Annotated in this window: 18 protein-coding genes and 1 pseudogene; 4 read left to right on the forward strand and 15 right to left on the reverse strand. The window is 69.3% G+C overall.

The genetic code is table 11. The features are described from left to right. Positions 1–40: 40 nt before the first annotated feature. The 4 genes from rpsR to rpmB are packed head-to-tail and all read right to left on the reverse strand — an operon-like array spanning position 41 to position 994. Positions 41–289 carry a 30S ribosomal protein S18 gene (gene rpsR, locus ACXIZN_RS13750; protein WP_126732084.1) on the reverse strand — a complete coding sequence of 83 codons (249 nt, stop codon included), beginning with the start codon at positions 287–289 and terminating at the stop codon, positions 41–43. Continuing rightward, positions 286–591, reverse strand: a complete 306-nt coding sequence (gene rpsN, locus ACXIZN_RS13755) for a 30S ribosomal protein S14 (protein ID WP_457954783.1) — start codon at positions 589–591, stop codon at positions 286–288. The genes rpsR and rpsN overlap by 4 nt, the downstream gene beginning before the upstream one ends. Next, positions 591–758 carry a 50S ribosomal protein L33 gene (rpmG, locus tag ACXIZN_RS13760; RefSeq protein WP_016334057.1) on the reverse strand — a complete coding sequence of 56 codons (168 nt, stop codon included), beginning with the start codon at positions 756–758 and terminating at the stop codon, positions 591–593. The genes rpsN and rpmG overlap by 1 nt, the downstream gene beginning before the upstream one ends. After that, on the reverse strand, positions 758–994 hold the full coding sequence (gene rpmB, locus ACXIZN_RS13765; protein ID WP_005149951.1) for a 50S ribosomal protein L28: 237 nt from the start codon (positions 992–994) through the stop codon (positions 758–760). Before rpmB ends, rpmG begins: the two co-directional genes overlap by 1 nt. An 84-nt stretch (positions 995–1,078) precedes the next feature. Here rpmB and mrf point away from each other — a divergent pair, with 84 nt between their 5' ends. The 4 genes and pseudogenes from mrf to ACXIZN_RS13785 all read left to right on the forward strand — a co-directional run bounded on the left by mrf (position 1,079) and on the right by ACXIZN_RS13785 (position 3,813). After that, positions 1,079–2,332, forward strand: coding sequence for a ribosome hibernation factor-recruiting GTPase MRF (mrf, locus tag ACXIZN_RS13770; protein ID WP_457954785.1), 1,254 nt, complete (start codon positions 1,079–1,081; stop codon positions 2,330–2,332). Next, on the forward strand, positions 2,329–2,586 hold the full coding sequence (locus ACXIZN_RS13775) for a type B 50S ribosomal protein L31 (protein WP_034306403.1): 258 nt from the start codon (positions 2,329–2,331) through the stop codon (positions 2,584–2,586). Before mrf ends, ACXIZN_RS13775 begins: the two co-directional genes overlap by 4 nt. Next, positions 2,586–2,744 carry a 50S ribosomal protein L32 gene (gene rpmF, locus ACXIZN_RS13780; protein ID WP_005149940.1) on the forward strand — a complete coding sequence of 53 codons (159 nt, stop codon included), beginning with the start codon at positions 2,586–2,588 and terminating at the stop codon, positions 2,742–2,744. Before ACXIZN_RS13775 ends, rpmF begins: the two co-directional genes overlap by 1 nt. After that, a pseudogene (locus ACXIZN_RS13785) lies at positions 2,741–3,813 on the forward strand (GTP-binding protein). Before rpmF ends, ACXIZN_RS13785 begins: the two are co-directional and overlap by 4 nt. Positions 3,814–4,125: 312 nt before the next feature. Here the strand turns inward: ACXIZN_RS13785 and ACXIZN_RS13790 are convergent. The 11 genes from ACXIZN_RS13790 to ACXIZN_RS13840 form a co-directional block, all read right to left on the reverse strand. Then, positions 4,126–4,422, reverse strand: a complete 297-nt coding sequence (locus ACXIZN_RS13790; RefSeq protein WP_457954786.1) for a hypothetical protein — start codon at positions 4,420–4,422, stop codon at positions 4,126–4,128. Between the two features lie 53 nt (positions 4,423–4,475). Then, a complete protein-coding gene (locus ACXIZN_RS13795; protein WP_457954788.1) occupies positions 4,476–5,327 on the reverse strand; it encodes an LLM class flavin-dependent oxidoreductase in 852 nt (283 codons plus the stop codon). A gap of 49 nt (positions 5,328–5,376) precedes the next feature. Beyond that, on the reverse strand, positions 5,377–6,792 hold the full coding sequence (locus ACXIZN_RS13800) for a class I adenylate-forming enzyme family protein (RefSeq protein WP_457954790.1): 1,416 nt from the start codon (positions 6,790–6,792) through the stop codon (positions 5,377–5,379). Between the two features lie 21 nt (positions 6,793–6,813). Further along, positions 6,814–7,506, reverse strand: coding sequence for a DUF899 domain-containing protein (locus ACXIZN_RS13805; protein WP_457954792.1), 693 nt, complete (start codon positions 7,504–7,506; stop codon positions 6,814–6,816). Continuing rightward, complete coding sequence (locus ACXIZN_RS13810) at positions 7,503–7,952, reverse strand: SRPBCC family protein (protein ID WP_457954793.1); 450 nt, start codon at positions 7,950–7,952, stop codon at positions 7,503–7,505. Before ACXIZN_RS13810 ends, ACXIZN_RS13805 begins: the two co-directional genes overlap by 4 nt. Further along, the gene (locus ACXIZN_RS13815) at positions 7,949–8,284 is read right to left on the reverse strand and encodes an ArsR/SmtB family transcription factor (RefSeq protein WP_034306386.1); all 336 of its coding nucleotides are present in this window, start codon (positions 8,282–8,284) and stop codon (positions 7,949–7,951) included. Before ACXIZN_RS13815 ends, ACXIZN_RS13810 begins: the two co-directional genes overlap by 4 nt. Beyond that, on the reverse strand, positions 8,274–8,705 hold the full coding sequence (locus tag ACXIZN_RS13820; RefSeq protein ID WP_457954795.1) for an SRPBCC domain-containing protein: 432 nt from the start codon (positions 8,703–8,705) through the stop codon (positions 8,274–8,276). Before ACXIZN_RS13820 ends, ACXIZN_RS13815 begins: the two co-directional genes overlap by 11 nt. A 75-nt stretch (positions 8,706–8,780) precedes the next feature. Beyond that, positions 8,781–10,181: a pyridoxal phosphate-dependent decarboxylase family protein gene (locus ACXIZN_RS13825; protein ID WP_457954796.1), complete on the reverse strand. Its 1,401-nt coding sequence runs from the start codon at positions 10,179–10,181 to the stop codon at positions 8,781–8,783. Further along, positions 10,178–11,482, reverse strand: coding sequence for an MFS transporter (locus ACXIZN_RS13830; RefSeq protein WP_457954798.1), 1,305 nt, complete (start codon positions 11,480–11,482; stop codon positions 10,178–10,180). Before ACXIZN_RS13830 ends, ACXIZN_RS13825 begins: the two co-directional genes overlap by 4 nt. A gap of 34 nt (positions 11,483–11,516) precedes the next feature. Further along, complete coding sequence (locus ACXIZN_RS13835; protein WP_457954800.1) at positions 11,517–12,476, reverse strand: sphingomyelin phosphodiesterase; 960 nt, start codon at positions 12,474–12,476, stop codon at positions 11,517–11,519. A 17-nt stretch (positions 12,477–12,493) separates the two neighbouring features. Further along, a complete protein-coding gene (locus ACXIZN_RS13840) occupies positions 12,494–14,509 on the reverse strand; it encodes a neutral/alkaline ceramidase (RefSeq protein ID WP_457954802.1) in 2,016 nt (671 codons plus the stop codon). Positions 14,510–14,561 lie beyond the last annotated feature (52 nt).

Consider the following 14,561-nt stretch of genomic DNA (forward strand, 5'->3'; position numbering starts at 1 on the left):
GGGGGCGGGGGGGCGCGCCCCCCCCCCCGCCCCGGCGGCGTCAGCGCCCCGCGTTGGGGTAGGGCAGCAACGCCATCTCGCGGGCGTTCTTGATCGCCGTGGCGACCTGCTTCTGCTGCTGGGGCGTCAGCCCGGTGACCCGGCGGGCGCGGATCTTGCCGCGGTCGGAGATGAACTTCCGCAGCAGGTCGACGTCCTTCCAGTCGACCTCGGTGATCTTGTTGGCGTGCAAGATGTTCGTCTTGCGCTTGAAGGGACGGTCGCGGCCTGCCTTGCCCATCGCGCTCACCAGCTCGACTTCGTGAGGCCGGGCAGTTCGCCGTTATGCGCCATCTGCCGCATCCGGACCCGCGAGAGTCCGAACTTCCGCAGGTAGCCACGCGGGCGGCCGTCGGCGGTGTCGCGGTTGCGGATCCGGGTCGCGCTGGCGTCGCGCGGCATCGCCTGCAGGGCCGACACGGCCGCGGCCTTCTCCTCGGGCGACGCGGCGGGCGAGGCGATGGTGGCCTTCAGCTCACGCCGTCGTTCGACGTAGCGGGCGGCGATCACCTTGCGCTGCTCGTTCTTGGCGATCTTCGACTTCTTGGCCATCAGCGCTCCTCCTTGAACTCGACGTGCTTGCGCGCGATCGGGTCGTACTTGCGCAGCACCATGCGGTCCGGGTCGTTCCGGCGGTTCTTCTTGGTGACGTAGGTGTAGCCGGTGCCGGCGGTCGAGCGGAGCTTGATGATCGGCCGGATGTCGGTGCTCTTGGCCATCAGAGCTTCACCCCTTTCGCGCGGAGCTCGGCCACGACGGCCTCGATCCCCCGCTTGTCGATGGTCTTCATGCCCTTCACCGAGACCCGCAGCCGGACCCAGCGCCCCTCGCTCGGCACGAAGTACCGCTTGGCCTGCAGGTTCGGCTCCCAGCGCCGGGACGTGCGCCGATGCGAATGCGACACCTGCTTCCCGTAACCCGGTTTGCGGCCGGTGACCTGGCACACGGCGGACATACACCCTCCCAAGTTGATATCGGTTGTCGTTTTCATTTACTCTACACAGCCGAACCCGAACGCCCTCGACGCCCCGGAGCTTCAGTGACCGACAACCCCCGCGTGCCCCTCGTCCTGATCAGTGGCCTCGCACCGGGACCGAACGCCGACCTCGCCGAGCGGCTGCGCCTCGCCGAGCCGGGTACCGCCGTCGTGCATCACGACCTGAGGCAGATCCACTCCGGAGTGGTCAGGCGGCGGATCCGGCTCGGCGACCGCGACCAGCTGACCGTCCTCGAACTGGCGCACGGCTGCGTCTCGTGCACACTGCGCGAAGACCTGCTGCCGCTGCTGCGCAAGCTCTCGCAGATGCCTCAGGTGCGGCGCATCGTGGTGCGTCTCGACGAGGCGATGGAGCCCGAGCCGGTGAGCTGGGCGCTGCACAACGTCCTCGTCGGCGAGCGGGCGGTGATCGAGGACGTCGACCTGCGGGCCGTGCTGACGGTCGTCGACTGCGCGGGCTGGCTGGGCGACTGCACCGGCGACGACACCCTGGCCGAGCGGAACCTGCGGGCCAGCCCCGAGGACGAGCGCACCGTCGCGCAGGTCGCGCTGTCCCAGGTCGAATTCGCCGACCTGCTCGTCCTCGCCGGCGCGGCGACCGATGCCTGGTCCGCTGCGAAGGCTTCGGCCGTGCTCGACCGGGTCGCGCCGTCGATCCCGCGCGTCGAGTTGTCCACTGTGGACGGGGAGACCGTGCTCGACGCCGTCCCGTCCGACGCCCGGCGCGGTGAGGTCACCGACATGCACGGGCCGCTGTTGCGCGGCCAGCCGCCGTTGCACACCGACTGCGGCATCGGGCTGCTCACCTTCACCTCGCAGCGCCCGTTCCACCCGGAACGCCTCCACGACGCGATCGATGTCCTGCTCGACGGCGTCGTCCGCACCCGGGGGCGGCTCTGGGTGGCGAGCCAGCCCGACATGGCGCTGTGGATCGAGTCCGCGGGCGGCGGTCTCGGCGTCGGGCACGCCGGGCCGTGGCTCGCCGCTCCCGACGGTCCGGACTGGGCCGACGTCTCCCCCGAACGCCGCACCCTCGCCTCCCTGCGCTGGGACCCGTTGTTCGGCGACCGCGCGCAGGAACTGGTCGTCGTCACGGATCAGGCCACGCCGGACGAGATCGAAGCCGCACTGAACGGGGCGCTGCTGACCGAGGAGGAACTCGCCGCCGGCGAGCAGGAATGGCTCCGATACCCGGATCCGTTCGGCGAGTGGCACGAAGAACCGTGTGAGGACACGGAAACCGACCCTGAGAAGCACGACGTGAACGCGTCGAACCGAAAGGACGAAACGCAGTGAAACCGGGAATTCACCCCGACTACCACCCGGTGGTGTTCAAGGACCTCTCCACCGGGGACGCCTTCCTGACGCGCTCCACCGCCACCTCGGAGCAGACCATCGAATGGAGCGACGGCAACACCTATCCGCTGGTGAACGTCGAGATCAGCTCGTGGTCGCACCCGTTCTGGACCGGCAACCAGCGGATCATGGACAGCGCGGGCCAGGTCGAGAAGTTCCACCGCCGCTACGGACGCCGCGGAGGGTCGAAGTAATGGCCGTCCCGAAGCGGAAGATGTCGCGCAGCAACACCAGGTCCCGGCGTTCGCAGTGGAAGGCGGCCGTACCGGATCTGGTGCCGATCAAGGTGAACGGCGAGACGAAACTCGTGCCGCGCAAGCTGATGAAGCATTTTCACCAGGGTGGGGAATGACGACCCCGGTCACGGTGCTGTCCGGTTTCCTCGGGGCGGGTAAGACGACCGTGCTCAACCACGTCCTCGCCAACCGCGACGGGCTGCGGGTGGCGGTGATCGTGAACGACATGAGCGAGGTCAACATCGACGCCGCGCTGGTGCGGGACGGGAACAGCCTGTCCCGCACCGAGGAACGGCTCGTCGAGATGACCAACGGCTGTATCTGCTGCACCTTGCGCGACGACCTGCTGGAAGAGGTCTCACAGCTGTGCGAGGACGGCCGGTTCGACTACCTGCTCATCGAATCGAGCGGGATCTCCGAACCGATGCCCGTGGCGGCGACGTTCTCGTTCCTGGACGCCGCGCGGCTCGACACCATGGTGACCGTGGTCGACGCGGTGAACTTCGAGCGGGAACTGGCGGCCGGGGACGCGCTGACCGAACGCGGGCTCGACCAGTACGACGGGGACGAGCGGACGGTCAGCGACCTGCTGATGGACCAGATCGAGTTCGCGGACGTCCTCCTGCTGAACAAGGCGGACCTGGTCCCGGCCAGCTCCCTCGACCGGCTGACGGCGGTGCTGCGGCGGCTCAATCCGGCCGCCGACGTCGTCGTCTCGACGCACGGCCGGGTCCCGCTCGACCGGGTGCTCGGCACCGGGCGTTACGACGTCGAGCGGGCGCAGGAGGCACCTGGCTGGGTGGCGGAGCTCAACGGCGACCATGTTCCGGAGACCGAGGAGTACGGGATCTCCAGCGTGGTCTTCCGTGCCGCGCTCCCTTTCGATCCGGAGCGGCTGTGGGACTTCGTCGGGCGGCTCGATACCGGGGAGTTCGGGACGGTCCTGCGGTCGAAGGGGTTCTTCTCGCTGGCGTCGCGGCCCGGGGTGACCGGGCTGTGGTGCAGGCGGGTTCGGTCGCCCGGTTCGAGCCGCAGGGTGTCGAGGAGGCGCCACGGCAGGAACTGGTATTCATCGGCGTGGGGCTGGAGGAGGACGCTCTGCTGGACTCGCTGCGGTCGTGTCTGGCCGCCGGTCCGGCCGGGGCGGATCCGTTCCCGGAGTGGGAAGCGGTGCACGTCCACTGAGCAGTACGCCTCGTGAGTGGTAAGGACGGTTCTAACCCGTCGGTGTCTCAGGTACGTACTGGCTTCCGGCTGCGGTTGTCCCAGGGGTCACGGACAGCACCGGCCTGGGGTTCTGGAGGTGGTGTCGCGAAAGCCACTTTCGGGACACCAGACGTCTCGAAAGTGGCTTTCGCGACATGCGCACCAGGGCCGTGGCCAGGCCCGGCGCCCCTCATGTACTCGGACAGGCGCGAAACACCGGTACCGGAGGGGTCAAGTCTCGTGAGTGGTAAGGACGGTTCTAACCGTCCTTACCACTCACGAGGACGAGGGTCAGTGGTCGTCGTAGTGGTCCCCGTGCGCGGCGTGGCGGTGGCCGTCGTGCAGGTAGTCGACGTGGTCTCCGTGCGGCACCGCGACATGACCGCAGCCCTTGCCGTGCGCGTGGTCGTGACCCTGGTGCGGGATGTGGTCGCTGGTCTCGCACTCGTCGAAATGCCCGTCGTGAGCACGGTGCAGGTGCCCGTCGTGCACGTAGTCGACGTGGTCTCCGTGGGGTACGGCGACGTGGCCGCATCCTTCGCCGTGAGCGTGCGTATGGCCGGCGTGTTCGGTGTGCGCGGCGGTCATGACCGGGTCCTTCCTGAGCGGAAATGCCTGATCAGGCGGACCGTAGCACCGGTCTACGAGCTCAGCAGCGCTCTCACCCGACCGAGTGCCCGCACCTGGTCGGCCCAGCGCGGGCCCGCCAGCCCGACGACGATGTGGGCCGCTCCAGCCTCCCGGTACGCCGCCAGCCGCTCGGCGACGGCTTCGGCGGAACCGGTCAGGGGCAAGGTGAGCGCCTGATCGAGCGGCATCCCATAGACATCGTTGATCCCTGTCGCCAGGTCCGCCGCTGTCGGCAGATCCGCGCCTCCGCCCAGTGCGCCGGTGGCGCCGACCGCGATCACCGGGTTCGCGACGCCGAGATCCGTCAGCCGTCGCCGTCCGTCGGCGACGGCGTCCGGCGGCAGGAGCGACGGGAACCACCCGGTGCCGTGCTCCGCGACGCGCTGGAGCACGAGCCTGCCCCGATTTCCGACCCAGATCGGCGGGACCGCCACCGCCGGCGCCAATTCGACGACGGCGTCGCCGATCCGCACCTCATTGCCCGCCAGCAGATCCGGCAGCAAGCGGAGCGCCTGGTCGGTGCGCGGGCCACGTTCGCCATACGGCACCCCTGCCGCGGCGAACTGGGCTTCTCCCCCGCCCGAGCCGATGCCGAGGATCAGCCGTTCGCCCGACACCTCCTGCAGCGTGGCGATCTGCTTGGCCGCCCACGCCAAGGGCCGCATCGCCGGGACGAACACGCTCAGCCCGATCCGGATCCGGGTCGTGACCGCGGCGGCGCCCGCCAGCCCGACCGTGCTGTCGAGCGACGGACGGCCGGTCATCAGGTGATCGCCGAGGAACACACTGTCGAGGCCCGCGTCCTCGGCCCGCCGGGCGGAGACGCGGAGGTCGCCGGCCGGGAGGATCACACCCAGTTTCATGAGCCCATCGTGCGACCTCCACTCGGCTGGAGGTCAAGGCGCGGACCGGTCAGGCGATGCGGCGGTCGTGCCCGGCCCAGAACGGTTCCCGGAGCGCCCGCTTGTCCACCTTGCCGATCGCCGTCAGCGGCAGTGTCTCGGCGAAGTCCACATCGGACGGTACGAAATGCTCCCGCCCGAAGAACTCCCTGGCATATGCCCGGACTTCTTCGGCCGAGAGCGCTCCCGAGGCGACCACCACGGCGTGGACCCGCTCGCCCTCCCCGCCGTCGCCCGGCACGCCGAACACGGCCGCGGAACGGATCAGCGGATGCCGTGCGAGCGCGTTCTCGACCACGGTCGAGTACACCTTCGTGCCGTGCTCGCCGGTGATGATGACGTCGTTCGCCCGGTCCAGCAGGTAGAGGTACCCCTCGTCGTCGAACCGCCCGAGATCACCGGTCCGCAGCCAGCCGTCTCCGATCGGCGCCGACCCGTGGTACCCGACCATCATGGACAGTCCGCGCACCAGGACCTCCCCGTCGTCGATCCTGGCCTCCATACCCGGCACGATCCGGCCCACGGACTCGAGCCGCTCCGGCCGCCCGTCGAGTTCCGCCGCGGAGATGCTCGCGATCATCGGCGCCTCGGTGAGCCCGTAGCCCTGCCCCACCACGGGCCCGAACACGTCGAGCGCCTGAGCCAGCCGTCTCGGCGGTAGCGGGGCGGCACCCAGCGAAAGTTGCCGCACACTGCCGACGTCGGCCGACGCCATGCCCGGATGGTCGAGCACTTCGGCCAGGCGCGCGGGCGTGAGGGACAGCGCGGTGATCCGGTGTTCCACGATCGCGTCCAGCACGGCGCCCGCGTCGAAGCCCCGCAGCAGCACGACACTCTCCCGCCGCAGGATCGCCCCCAGCACGGTGGCGTTGCCGGTCATATGCGTCATCGGCGCGATCAGCAGCGTGCGCCCCGGCCCTGCCGGATCCGGCGCGAAGATATGCGCCATCCCGTCGTAGATCCCGCTGTGGCGGATGAGTTTCGGCGTTCCGGTCGTGCCTCCGGTGGGGAAGACGACGGTGACCGACTCCGGCAGTCCGGCCGGGTCGGTCCCGTCGCGGTCCATCAGTTCGCCGAGCGTGATCACCCGGGCGCCGACGGCGGGCCAGTCCGACGGCCGCTCGGTCACCAGGGTCGTGACCCCGGCCGCCTCGACCGCGGCGACGCGATCCGGCGAACTCGCCGACGCGGCGACGAGCAGCACCGTCGCACCCCGCAGCTGTGCGGCGATCTGCAGGAGAACGGTTTCGGGCCGGTTGCCGGCGTCGATGGCGACCACCCCGCCCTCGGGCAGTCCCGCGTACATCCGGCGCACCAGGTCGAACGCCTGCGCGTAGCCGGTCTTCACGCCGTCCTGGACGAACAGCACCTGGTCGCCCCCGGAGCGCAGCGCGTCCAGCACCCGGGTCAAGAACAGACTCTCCACCGGCCGGACCCTAGCCCAGGGTCACGACCCCGAGCAGCACCCGCCGCCGGACGAAGCGGCGCCCTCATAGGCATCGTGCCAGTCCCACCACTCGTACGGGGGTGTCTGCGGATAGCCCTCCGGCGAGTCCTCCCACTCCTCCTGCCGTCCCAGCGCGGTGATGTCGAGGTAGCTCCACGTGCTCCCCATCGCCTCGTCGCCGCGATCGTTGACGAAGTAGGTCCGGAACACCTGGTCACCCTCGCGGATGAAGGCGTTGGTGCCGTGCCACTCGTCGACGCCGAAGTCGACGTCGAAATCGCCGGCGATCGTGTACCACGGCATCGTCCAGCCCATCCGCGCCTTCATCCGCGCGATATCCGATTGCCCGCCCCGGGAAACGAAGGCCAGGGTGGTGTCGCGGGCGTTCAGATGCGCGACGTGCGCGACCTGGTCGGCCACCAGCGAGCAGCCTTTGCAGGCGTGGTGGGGGAAACCTTCCACGCCGGGATCGAAGAAGGCCCGGTAGACGATCAGCTGACGGCGTCCCTCGAACAGGTCGAGCAGGTTCACGGGGCCGGACGGCCCCTCGAACTCGTACGCCTTCTCGACGGGGAGCCACGGCATCCGGCGCCGCTCGGCGGCGAGCGCGTCGCGGGCTCGGGTGAGCTCCTTTTCCTTCACCAGCAACCGAAGGCGCGCTTCTTCCCATTCGGCCGCGGTCACCGTGTTCATCGCGCCAGCTCCGCGGGCAGGGCGCTTTGCCGGTTCGGCTGTCCTTCCCCGGTGGTGATCAAATCGCGCAGGCTGGTGCCGACATAGAAGCCCCACGCCTTGCGGCAGACGTCGAAGCATTCGTACTCCGGGACCAGCCCGTGATGGGTGAAGCGCGCTTCGGTCTTGCCGTCCTTCTCGGTGATCTCGAACGTGATCGTGGTGCCGACCCATTCGGTCTCGTCGCGGGTGAAGTCGAAATGGTTTTCCAGCACCAGCCAGGAGACCTTGCGGCCGGGCACGGATTCGGTGATCCGGATCCGGCAGCGGTGCTCCTCTTCGTAGTGATACTCGAATTCGTCCCCGGTGAACTCGATCTCTTCCGACCACCACCGGCGGACGTCGGTGAAGGCGTCGAAGACCTGCCTCGGCGTCTGGTCCACGGTGAAACTCGTCGTGAAGCTCATGATGAACCCTCCAGATGGTCTTTCAGAGCCGCGAGCGGCCCGTCCCAATCCCGGGCGAGCGCGGCGAGGAATTGCTGGGCGACCTGCATCGGGGCCGAGTGCAGCCGGTAGCGGACGCGGCGCCGCTCCCCTTGCTCCGGGATCACCAGCCCCGCGTCGGTGAGCAGCGCGAGGTGCTTGGCGATGGCCTGCCGCGTGATCGGCAGCCGGTCGGCCAGGTCGGTCGCCGTGGCCGGGCCGCCCGAGGCGAGGACGGCGAGAATGCTCCGCCTGCTCGGGTCGGCCAAGGCGACGAAGACCTGTTCGGCGATCGTTTCGTTGTCAGGCGGCATCGAGGTATTCGATCAGTTCGCCCAGCTCGGCCGCCCACCCCTTCGTGTTTCCTTCGAACGCGACCTGGTGTGCCTCGTCCGGCAGCTGGGAGAAACCGGACTCGACGACGGTGAGCCGCGTGCCGCCATCGTTCGGGACCAGGGTGAACTCGACGTAGGTGCGGCGAGGGTCTTCGTCGGGCAGACCGTAGATGTTCCAGGTGAAGCCGAAGATCTCCGGCTCTTCGACGCGCTCGACGCGCATGTTCGCCTTGTGCCCCTCGTCCCATTTCATCTCGGCCGTACCTCCAGGCCGCAGGTCGATACTCGCCTGGTTGCCGAACCAGGTGCCCAGGCCCTCGGCCGTGGTCAGCGCGGCCCAGACCTTCGCGGGCGGGTGGGCGATTTCGACGGTGCGTTCGATCCGGTCGGGGAATCCCACGACAGCCTCCTCAAATAGCAATCAATCGGTTGCTATAACTTTGTATAGCAACCGACTGATTGCGTCAAGGGTGGATCAGGAAGCCGTGTACAGCGCGCCGAGGAACTCCAGCAGCAGCCGCTCCCGCAACGGACCGGGTGCCGTGGCCAGTAACGCGTTGATCTCAGCCATCCGGGTGGGCAACCCGGCCGCGCCGCCGAGACCCGCGGCCGCCAGCAGCCCGGCGAACTGCTCCGGCGTCAACGTCGCCGGGTCCAGCGCCGCGACGAATACGGCCACCTGCGGATCGACGACGACCGGTCCCGCTTCACGGGCGGCTGCGGCCGACGCGGCGAGATCGGCGAGGAAGTCCTCCTCACTCCCCCGGTTCGCGGCCGTCACGGTCAGATGCAGGTTCGCGGGCGACGACTCGTGGGCGAACTGCGGCTGGACGTACCAGCCACGCTCGCGCATTTCGTCCGCGACGGTGAACAGGTCGAACCCGGCGCCGTCCGCCACGGTGAACGCGAGCAGGGTCGACACCGGATCGCCGAGGACACGCAATCCGTCCAGCGCCTCGATCCCGGCGCGGATCTCGACGGCCGCCTCCCGCGCCGCCGAAGCCAGCTTCACGTAGCCCTCGTCGCCGACATGGCGCACCACGGCCCACGCCGCGGCGAGCGGGCCACCGGACCGCGTGCTCTGCAGCGTGGTGTTCAGCATCGTGTAGCCGGGCCAATCGGCGCTGGCGAAGTACTGCGGACGGCGAAGTTCGGCGTTGGCGTGCAAGAGGACCGACACGCCTTTCGGGCAGTACGCGTACTTGTGCAGGTCCACCGAGACACTGGTGACGCCCGGGACGTCGAAGCCGAACGGGCCTTGCCCCAGGTATGGCAGCACCCAGCCGCCGATGCAGGCGTCGACATGGAACCGGACGCCGTCCAGCAGCGCGGCGATCTCGGGGATCGGGTCGAGGACGCCGTGGGCGTACGACGGCGCGCTCGCGACGACGAGCACCGTACTGTCGTCGACCGCGGCGGCCATCGCCTCGGGGACGGCGCGGAAGGTCACCGGATCGACGGGTACCGAGATCACGCGGACACCGAAGAAATGCGCCGCCTTGTGGAACGCCGCGTGCGCGGTCGTGGGCAACACGATGTTCGGCGTGGCCACCTCGCGACGCGCGTCGCGGGCGGCCAGGACGGCGAGCATGCACGACTCCGTGCCGCCAGAGGTCACCGAGCCGACCGTCTCGTCCGTCCCACCCAGCAGACGCGCGGCGGTACCGACGAGGTCGTTCTCCATCCGCAGCAGGCTCGGGAACGCCGTCGGGTCGAGCCCGTTGGCCGACGACGCCAGCGCGTGCGCCGCCGCGCCGAGTTCGTCCACTTCGGACAGACCGCTGTCGTAGACGTACGCGAGGGTCCGGCCCCCGTGCGTCGGCAAGTCCCCCGCGCGCAGCTCCCGCAGTTCCTTCAGGACGTCCTCGGCGGTCACGCGCGGCGCTCCAGCACGGACCTGCGCAGCAACGGGATGCCCAGCACGATCAGCACGGCCGGGAGGATCGACGCGCCGAGCAGGATCGCCGTGAGCGCGCTGTCCGGCTGCGCGACCTTGGCGTCGAGGCTGGACTGGTAGCCGCCGAACTGCAGCACCAGCCCCCACAGCCCCGGTCCGAGCGCGAGCCCCAGCGTCTCCGACGCCGTCCAGACGCCGGCCGCGACCCCGGCCCTGGTCTCGCCGGTCCGCTCCTCCTCGTCACTGATCAGATCCGGCAGGATCGCCAGCGGGAACACCGAGATCCCCGCGTAGCCGACCCCGCAGAAGGCCACGAACACCATCGTGACGGCGAACGGGAACACCTCGGCGCCGAGAAGCCCCAGCAGGCCGACGCCGAACGCGGCGGTCGCGATCCGGAACCCGGCCAGCTTCCCGACGCTCGCCCCGAGGCGAGGCCACAGCGGCATGGTCAGCAGCGCCGGTCCGACGAAACCGACGAACAGGACCGTCGAGTAGCCGGAGCTGCCGAGGATCCGCTCGGCGAAGAACGGGATCGCGGCCAGCACCGTGCCGATGCCGAGCGCCTGGATGAAGTAGACGCCGAGCAGCCAGCGGAACGGACGCCACTGCGCGAGTGTCCGGAGCAGTTCGCGCGGGCTGACCGTGTTCGGCCGCAGCGCGCCGACGGGAGCGTCCTTCAGCCCGAAGTACACGCCGAGCGTCGCGAGCAGGATGACCACCGCGATGAACAGACCCATGACCCGGTAGCCGGCGACACCGCCGATGAGGTCGGTGATCGCGGGCGCGCCACCGCCGGAGACCAGGATGGCGACCGCGAGGAAACCGATCCGGACGCTGGTCAGCTTCGTGCGCTCTTCGGCCGAGTCCGTCAGCTCGGCGGGCAGCGCGTTGAACGGCACCTGGAAGAACGCGTACGCGGTGGCGCACAACAGGAACACGACGACGACGTAGATCGCGTCGGGTACCGGGCCGCCGAAGCCGGGATGCGCGAACAGGGCCGCGAAAAGGACGGAAACGCCGATTCCGCCGTAGAGCAGGAACCGGCGGCGGCTGCCGGTGCGGACCATGTCCGCGTCCGACAGCCTTCCGGCGATCGGGTTGAACAGCACGTCCCAAGCCTTGGGCACGAACACGATCAGGCCGGCCACGCCCGCCGCGACGCCCATCGTGTCGGTGAGGTACTTGAGGAGGAGCAGGCCGGGAACCGTGCCGAAGGCGCCGGTGACGAACGAGCCGAGCGAGTAGCGGTACCTCGTCCGTGCTGGCAGCGATGCCATGATCCTCCTCGAGGCGGTTCTCCCGATGAAGGCCTCAGTATTGGATCTTGGCCACCACCGGGTAGTGGTCGGAGGGAATCGTGCCACCGTCGTAATGCACGAGCTGTACCGGGCCGACAGCGGCGCGTGGACGCCCGCCCGCGTGCACGGCGCCGACGTAGTCCAGCGAGTCACGGTAGGTCGCCGGAACGGACTTCGCCGCGTTCGGGTTCGTGGCCGCGTCGAAGGTGTACGCGCCTTCGCCCGTCGTGCGCAGGACGCCGCCGAGGAAGGCTTCGCCCTGCTGGACCTGGGTCCGGCCGAGGGAGTCCTTGCGCGCTTGCCCGGCCCAGTACTCGATGTTCAGGTCGCCCGCGATGACCACCGGCTCGCTCGCGGGGGCGTATTTCGTGACCAGGTCCCGGATCTCGCCGAGCTGCGCCATCCGGATCTCGTGCGCCTTCGGCAGCGTCTCCGGTCCCTCGTCCGCCTGCATGTGGGTCCCCGCGATCCACACCGGTTTGCCGTTGACGACCAGCCGGGCGAGCGCGGCGCCCTTGTTGGACAGGTAGTCCGCGGTGCCGGAGTAGGAATTGCGGAAGACCAGCTGGTGCTGTTCGGTCACCGGCGCCTTGCTGAGCACGGTGACCCCGCCGTTGACCACGATGGGGGAATTCGAACAGTTGCCGTTCACCGTGGTCCAGCCGGGTGACGTGCCGCAGTACTGGCCGACGAGCGGGGTCTGGTGCGGCCAGAAGTCCTTCAGCCGGTTCCGCAGTTCCTCCGCCTGGGCGCTGAAAGCTTCGTCCAGGACGACGACGTCGGCGTCGTTGGCGCGGATGACGTCCTCCGCCGCGCGGGCCCTGGCCTGTTTGTCCGAAGTGTTCGGGCTGGCGATCCAGGGCAGCTGCCAGATGTTGAACGCCATGATCTTCACCGAGACCGCCGCTTGGGCGGGCACGGCGGTTCCGGCGAACATCGCGGCGGCGATGGCGAGTACGGCGAGCTTCCGCACGAAAGACCCTTCCGGTGTCAGGAGACGACGAATGTCCGCGAAGTCCCGCTGAACGCGGAGATCGCCCCGTTCCAGCCGTTCTTCCAGTTTCCGAAGTGGATCACGCGATATTTGCCGATCGGGGCGTTCGCGGGGATCTTCCAGTGGACGACGGCTTTCGATTCGGCGACGAACGTCCGCGACCAGTGGTACTTCGTGTCCCAATCGCCGTCGTCGGCGTGGCGGACCCACTTGCCGTCGACCAGTCGCTGGATCTCCAGGAAGGTGCCGCCGCGCCGCAGGTCGTTCTTCGGATGCCCGGTGACGAACTCGACCGCGACCTGTTCGCCGCGCGCGTAGGTGCTCTTCGCGTCGACAAGGACGTCTCCGAAGTTCTTGAACGCGGGCGGGCTGTCGAAGACGACCCCGGGCTGGAAGTTGACCAGCTTGCCGCGCAGGTCCCGCGGCGTCGGCCCGTGCGGCACCGCCGTGCCCGCCTTCATCGCGGCCGCGAGTTTGGCGAACTCCTGCTGGTACGCCGGAAGCGTGTACCGGCCGTACAGGGTCGACGCGCCTTCGTACTGCTGCGAGTCGTACTCCTCGGGCGTGGTGACGTACTGGCTGTACGCGTTGGCATACCCCTGGATGAGCACGTTCTCCAGCGGGACACCGAGTTCCGCGGCGACGGTCCGGCGCAGGCGCAGCCCGGCGACGATGGTCAGCTCGGCGGGCACGGCCACGAGATGCAGCTGCCCGATCCGGACGAGCTGCAGCGGCAGCACTTCCGGCGTCCACGGGTACGGCTTCATCGCGCCGAACGGCACCGCGATCACCTTCGGCGCGTGCGCGTCGGCGAGCGCCTGCGGTATCGGCGCGTCGATGCCGCCGAGCCAGTCGATGAACGGGTTCTTCACGCCTTCGGGGAGCGGCAGGCCGGGGCCGTCCTCGCGGCTGCCCGCGAGCATCGACACCCCGATAGCGGCTGTGCAGGTGCGCTGCGGCCGCCCGTTCGGGGTGTACTTCGCGTCGACGGCGACGTCGGAAATGTCCACGTAGCACATCCGGTGGTCGACGCCGCCCGTCACGGCCTCCGCGGCGGCGTCGAAAGCGCTCTTCGCCGCGCGGAACTGGAGATCGCCGATGGTGCGGGTGTTCTCGAACTCGGTTTCGGGCGTGCCGGGTTCGAGGTTCAGGTTCGGGCTCATGTCGCCGGTGTTGGTCTGCGGGAAGGCGGCGACGAACCGCGGGTTCCCGTCGAGGTACCGCACGCCGGCGTGGTCGTGCTCCCACTCGTAGGCGGCGTAACCCTTGTTGTCGCCGCTGATCAGGTGGTTGCCGTTGCTCATCGACGTCCCGTGCGTGGCGAACCAGCTGATCGCGCCGACGTCGACGCCGTTCTGGCTGAACCGCAGCACGGTGACGGCCGGGTCGATCGCCTGTGGGAAGTGGTCCTTGTCCGCCCGCGGGTTCAGGTCGAAGGCCTTGCGTGAGCGGTTGACGCTGGCCTTGGTCAGTTCGGCGCGGCCTAGCCGGATCGACCCGGGCGCGAGGTTGGCGTGCGCCCGGGCGATCGCCTCGAAGATCCCGTCGACGTGCGCGTCGTACACCTGCTGCTGGAACCCCAGGATCGCCAGATCGTAGGCGGCGTAATGGGAATCCCCGCCGCACGCGGAGTGGGTGTGAGTGGCGTTGAGGAGGACGTTCTGCTCGGTGTAGAGGTCGCCGTACGCGGCCTGGAGCTTGCGCAGCACGCCCTGGTGGACGGACTGGAAAAGTGCGCCGAGGTCTGCGGTGACGAAGGCGATCCGCTTGCTGCCATCGTCGACCACGAAGGCGCGCGCCCGGGTGCGCAGGTGGATGCCGGCGGTCTGCTGCTGCGGCATCGAGTAGCCCATCATGCCGTTCTCGGCGGCCGGGCCGGTGACGTCGGAGATACCGGCGCCGACGCGGAAACCCCGTGCCGGAGCCGCTTGCGCCTGCTGGGCGCCGAGCACGCCCGCCGCGACGGGCAACGCCGCCGCGCCCGCGAGAACCCGCCTCCGGCTCACCGTCATGAGTCGCACCTCCCGGCCACGAACATGAACCGACTTCATGTTCGTGGCCGGG

The organism is Amycolatopsis sp. TRM77291 (genome assembly GCF_054166285.1).